8 protein-coding genes are annotated in these 3,899 nt (G+C 71.4%); all 8 read left to right on the forward strand.

The features are described from left to right. The first annotated feature begins 162 nt into the window (after window positions 1-162). The gene (locus tag VFZ20_RS18280; RefSeq protein ID WP_329685364.1) at window positions 163-654 is read left to right on the forward strand and encodes a DUF4149 domain-containing protein; all 492 of its coding nucleotides are present in this window, start codon (window positions 163-165) and stop codon (window positions 652-654) included. Between the two features lie 252 nt (window positions 655-906). Beyond that, window positions 907-1,365, forward strand: coding sequence for a cbb3-type cytochrome c oxidase subunit I (locus tag VFZ20_RS18285; protein WP_329685365.1), 459 nt, complete (start codon window positions 907-909; stop codon window positions 1,363-1,365). 5 nt (window positions 1,366-1,370) lie between these two features. After that, window positions 1,371-1,580: a DUF542 domain-containing protein gene (locus VFZ20_RS18290; RefSeq protein ID WP_329685366.1), complete on the forward strand. Its 210-nt coding sequence runs from the start codon at window positions 1,371-1,373 to the stop codon at window positions 1,578-1,580. Beyond that, on the forward strand, window positions 1,577-1,891 hold the full coding sequence (locus tag VFZ20_RS18295; RefSeq protein ID WP_329685367.1) for a cupin domain-containing protein: 315 nt from the start codon (window positions 1,577-1,579) through the stop codon (window positions 1,889-1,891). Before VFZ20_RS18290 ends, VFZ20_RS18295 begins: the two co-directional genes overlap by 4 nt. A gap of 282 nt (window positions 1,892-2,173) precedes the next feature. Beyond that, window positions 2,174-2,437, forward strand: coding sequence for a response regulator transcription factor (locus tag VFZ20_RS18300; protein WP_329685368.1), 264 nt, complete (start codon window positions 2,174-2,176; stop codon window positions 2,435-2,437). A 12-nt stretch (window positions 2,438-2,449) separates the two neighbouring features. Then, on the forward strand, window positions 2,450-2,842 hold the full coding sequence (locus VFZ20_RS18305; protein WP_329685369.1) for a response regulator transcription factor: 393 nt from the start codon (window positions 2,450-2,452) through the stop codon (window positions 2,840-2,842). Further along, window positions 2,842-3,243 carry a DUF2231 domain-containing protein gene (locus VFZ20_RS18310; protein WP_329685370.1) on the forward strand — a complete coding sequence of 134 codons (402 nt, stop codon included), beginning with the start codon at window positions 2,842-2,844 and terminating at the stop codon, window positions 3,241-3,243. Before VFZ20_RS18305 ends, VFZ20_RS18310 begins: the two co-directional genes overlap by 1 nt. A gap of 442 nt (window positions 3,244-3,685) precedes the next feature. Next, window positions 3,686-3,899, forward strand: a 214-nt coding sequence (locus VFZ20_RS18315) for a hydroxyethylthiazole kinase (RefSeq protein ID WP_349264106.1), incomplete at its 3' end; no start/stop codon positions are given.

Genomic DNA, 3,899 nt, shown 5'->3' on the forward strand with positions numbered 1-3,899 from the left:
GGTGGCAGCGCTGGGCCGTGGTGCTGGGCGGGGCGGGGCAGGTGCTGGGCATCGCCGTCTACTTCTGGACGATGTGGCCGCGCATTCGCCCCGTCGGCAGCCACCTGCGCGAGGCGAAGGGCGAGCGCTTCTGAGGATGCGGATGAGCGAACGGGAGGGCGGATGCCGACGGCGTACTGGATTAACGTGACGGTGCACGTGCTGGCCGCGATGCTGTGGCTGGGCGGGATGTTCTTCCTGGGGGCGGTGGGCGCGCCGGTGCTGCGGGCCGTGGAGCCGGCGTCGCTGCGCGCGGAGCTGTTCCGGCGCCTGGGCGAGCGATTTCGGGGCGTGGGATGGGCGGCCATCGGCGTGCTGGTGCTGACGGGCGTGCTGAACCTGCACTTTCGCGGCCTGCTGGGGCGGATGGACGACGGCGCGTTCTGGGCCTCGCGCTACGGCCACGCGCTGGCGTGGAAGCTGGCGTCGGTGATGACGATGATCGCGATCAGCGCCGTGCACGACTTCGTGCTGGGTCCGGCCGCCTCGCGCCTGACGCCCGGCAGCCCCGCCGCCCTGCGCGCCCGCACCCGCGCCGCCTGGCTGGCGCGGGTCAACGCCGTCGTGGGCGTGATCCTCGTGATCGCCGCCGTCCGCCTTGCGCGGGGAGGGTGAACGGCAGTGCGAAAGTGCGAAAGTGGATCGTGCGGGAACGGGACCGGAGAGCGCGGCGGCATCGCGGCGCCCCCACCGGGCTCGCGGAGCTCGCCCACCTCCCCCAAAACCCCTGGGGGAGGTTGAACCCCGTCTCGCGCGCTGAAGGCGGCTTCGACAGGAACGCCGTTGCTGGCTGTCCCCTGTAACCCGCAGTTCAGGCAGTTGCAGGCTATTCCCTATTCCCTGTTCCCTGTTCCCTGTTCCCTCGCAATGGACCCCTTCGTCCGCAGGTTCATCCGCGCCAGCCTCGTGTGGCTGGGCGTCGGCGTCGTCATCGGCGTGATGATGGCGCTTCGGCCCGCGTGGATCGCGTTCCGCACGGCGCACATGCACGCCAACCTGCTCGGCTTCGTGAGCATGATGATCTTTGGCGTGGCCTATCACGTGATCCCGCGCTTTTCCGGGCACCCGCTGCACAGCCGCGCCCTGGCCTCGGCGCACGTGTGGATCGCCAACGCGGGGCTGGCCGGGATGGTCTCGGGCTTCATCGTCCGCGTCTACGTGGCCTCCGCGGGCGCGGCGCTGCTGGGCACGGGCGCCCTGCTGAGCGCGACGGGCGCGTTCCTCTTCATCTACAACGTTTGGCGGACGATGGACGCGCCGCGCCCCCTCGCCTCCACGCTGCCGACGCTGCAGTCGGCGCCTCGTCCCCTCACGGCCCGGAGCTGACCGCCATGCACACCCCATCCGCCATCGCCGACACGGCGACCGTCAACGAGGTCATCCGCCTGCATCCCGCCACCGTGGGCGTGTTCAACGACTTTGGCATCGACGCGTGCTGCGGGGGCGCCGCCACCCTGCGCGATGCCGCCGCCCGCGACGGCGCCGACGCCGAGCAGCTGCTGAGCGCGCTGAACCGCGCCGCGTCGGAGCCCGCGCGATGAAGCGCCTTTCCGCCGATCCGCCGGCGGCGCGCGCGGAGCGTCCGTCCACCGCCGTGCTGCACGACGAGGCCAACGTACGCGTGATCGCCTTTCACCTGCTCCCGGGCCAGCAGGTGCCGCCGCATCACAGCGCGGGCACGGTGCTCGTGCACGTCGTCTCCGGCACGGGCACCTTGCGCGGCGACGGGGCGGAGGAGACGCTGGGCCCCGGCGAATCCGCCGTCTACGCGCCGGGCGAGACGCACTCCATCCAGTGCGGCGAGGGCGGGCCGCTGCACTTTCTCGCCATCATCAGTCCGCGCCCGGGCTGAGACGAATCTTCTGAAGCGGAGACGCCGGTTACGGAGGACTTCATCGGAGGGGTGGAGTCCTCCGCGCACTTTCGCACTTTCGCACTCACGCTCTTTCGTACTCACGCACTTCCCCGCCACGTCCGGAAACTCCCCCACGCACTACCCAATCCTCCCCCACGCTCCCGCCGCGTTTCGCCCGGCTCCGTATGCGCGGCGGCGCGACTATCGTGCATGTCGTACCGCGAGGACCGCGCGTGAGCGGCCCGCCGCCACCCGGCGCGGGAGCACGAGGAGGCATCCATGCAAAAGACCCGTATTCTGCTGGTGGACGATCACACGCTCATGCGCACGGGCGTGCGCATGGTGCTGCAGGCGGAGCCCGACCTGGAAGTGGTGGGCGAGGCATCGGACGGCGACGAAGGCGTGCGCCTGGCCGAGCAGCTGCGCCCCGACGTGGTGGTGATGGACCTGTCCATGCCCCGCGTGAGCGGGCTGGAGGCCACGCGGCAGATCACCGCGGCGGGGCTGGGCACGCGCGTGCTGGTGCTCACCATGCACGGCTAGGACGAGCACCTGGTGCCCGTGCTGGAGGCGGGCGGCAGCGGCTACGTCACCAAGCAGAGCGCCGACACCGACCTGGTGGAAGCCGTGCGCGTGGTGGCGCGGGGCGACGTGTTCCTGTATCCTAGCGCGGCCACGGTGCTCACCCGCTCCCTGCGGGCGCCGCGCCAGGCCACCGCGCGCGACGACACGCTGGACCTGCTGAGCCCCCGCGAGCGCGAGGTGCTCACGCTCACCGCCGAGGGCTACAGCTCCACGGAGATCGGTGACCAGCTGCACCTGAGCCACAAGACCGTGGAAACGTACCGCCAGCGGCTGATGGATAAGCTGAACCTGCACCACCGCAGCGAGCTGGTGCGGTTCGCCCTCACGCGCGGGCTGCTGCAGGCGGCCGCCACCGCGGCTTGATGTCGGCACATCTCTTTGTCGTCCACTTTCCCGTCGCGCTCCTGCTCACGGGCGCGGCGGCGGACCTGGCGGGCGCCGTGCTGCGCAGCGACCGGGTGCGGGCCTTCGCGGGCGTGCTGCTGGTGCTGGGCGGCGCGGCCGCGTTCGTCGCGTTCTTTACGGGCGGCGGCGCGCTGGCCGCCGTGCTTTCCCGCGTCACGCCCGGCGATCCGCGGCTGGAGGCGCACCAGCAGTGGGGCGCCGCGGGCGTGTGGGTGCTGGCCGGCGCCGCGGCCCTGCGCGCCGCGTGGCGCCGCCGGCCGGACGGCGTCCGCGGGTGGATCGCCCTGGCCGCCGCGCTCGTCTCCGCCGTCCTCGTCGTCTTCATCGCCCTGAGCGGCGCCGCCATCTCGCACGGCTGACACGTCTGGGACGCGAAGCGCAACCGCGTCTCGCGATCCTGCCCTCGGCCGAAACCAACGTCAGGGCTGGGCTCGTGCGTGGAGGCGTGCACCGCGCGAGCGCCCCCTCCGGGCTCGCGGAGCTCGCCCACCTCCCCCAAGAAAAACCTGGGGGAGGTTGAAGTGCGGCGGCTTTCATCCCGCAGGGTTAGGCGCCGCGCCGCATGACTCAGGATGACGCATCACGGATGCAGGTTTCCAGATTGCCTCTCGGAATGAGAGCACGGCGAGGACAGCGCGTCGCGAGTTGGTCGCGTGCCGTATAACGGACGTGAGGAACGGCGGGTAACGATAGCCGCTTTCCGTCCGGCCGCGTCTGTCGCAAGTTGGAGTCGTCCCGCGAGTTGTGCGGGACGACTCCTTGCCTTTCCAGGGTACGATGATCCGAGCCGTGACCGACCCGATGGATGCCTGGCGCGCCCTCGCGCGCCTGCGCCAGGCCAGCCCGCTGGTGCACTGCATCACCAACTACGTGGCCATGGACGTGGCGGCCAACGCGCTGCTGGCCATCGGCGCGTCGCCGGCCATGGTGCACGCCAACGAGGAGGTGGAGGACTTCGTGGGCATCGCCTCGGCGCTCACGGTGAACATCGGCACGCTGTCGCCGTCGTGGGTCA

Source organism: Longimicrobium sp. (assembly GCF_036280135.1).
GTDB lineage: Bacteria > Gemmatimonadota > Gemmatimonadetes > Longimicrobiales > Longimicrobiaceae > Longimicrobium.

What these genes read in the sequence shown, in the direction of transcription:
- VFZ20_RS18295 (WP_329685367.1), top strand. Translation starts at nt 1,577, where the DNA reads ATGAAGCGCCTTTCCGCCGATCCGCCGGCGGCGCGCGCGGAGCGTCCG.
- VFZ20_RS18290 (WP_329685366.1), top strand. Translation starts at nt 1,371, where the DNA reads ATGCACACCCCATCCGCCATCGCCGACACGGCGACCGTCAACGAGGTC.
- VFZ20_RS18300 (WP_329685368.1), top strand. Translation starts at nt 2,174, where the DNA reads ATGCAAAAGACCCGTATTCTGCTGGTGGACGATCACACGCTCATGCGC.
- VFZ20_RS18310 (WP_329685370.1), top strand. Translation starts at nt 2,842, where the DNA reads ATGTCGGCACATCTCTTTGTCGTCCACTTTCCCGTCGCGCTCCTGCTC.
- VFZ20_RS18280 (WP_329685364.1), top strand. Translation starts at nt 163, where the DNA reads ATGCCGACGGCGTACTGGATTAACGTGACGGTGCACGTGCTGGCCGCG.
- VFZ20_RS18285 (WP_329685365.1), top strand. Translation starts at nt 907, where the DNA reads ATGGACCCCTTCGTCCGCAGGTTCATCCGCGCCAGCCTCGTGTGGCTG.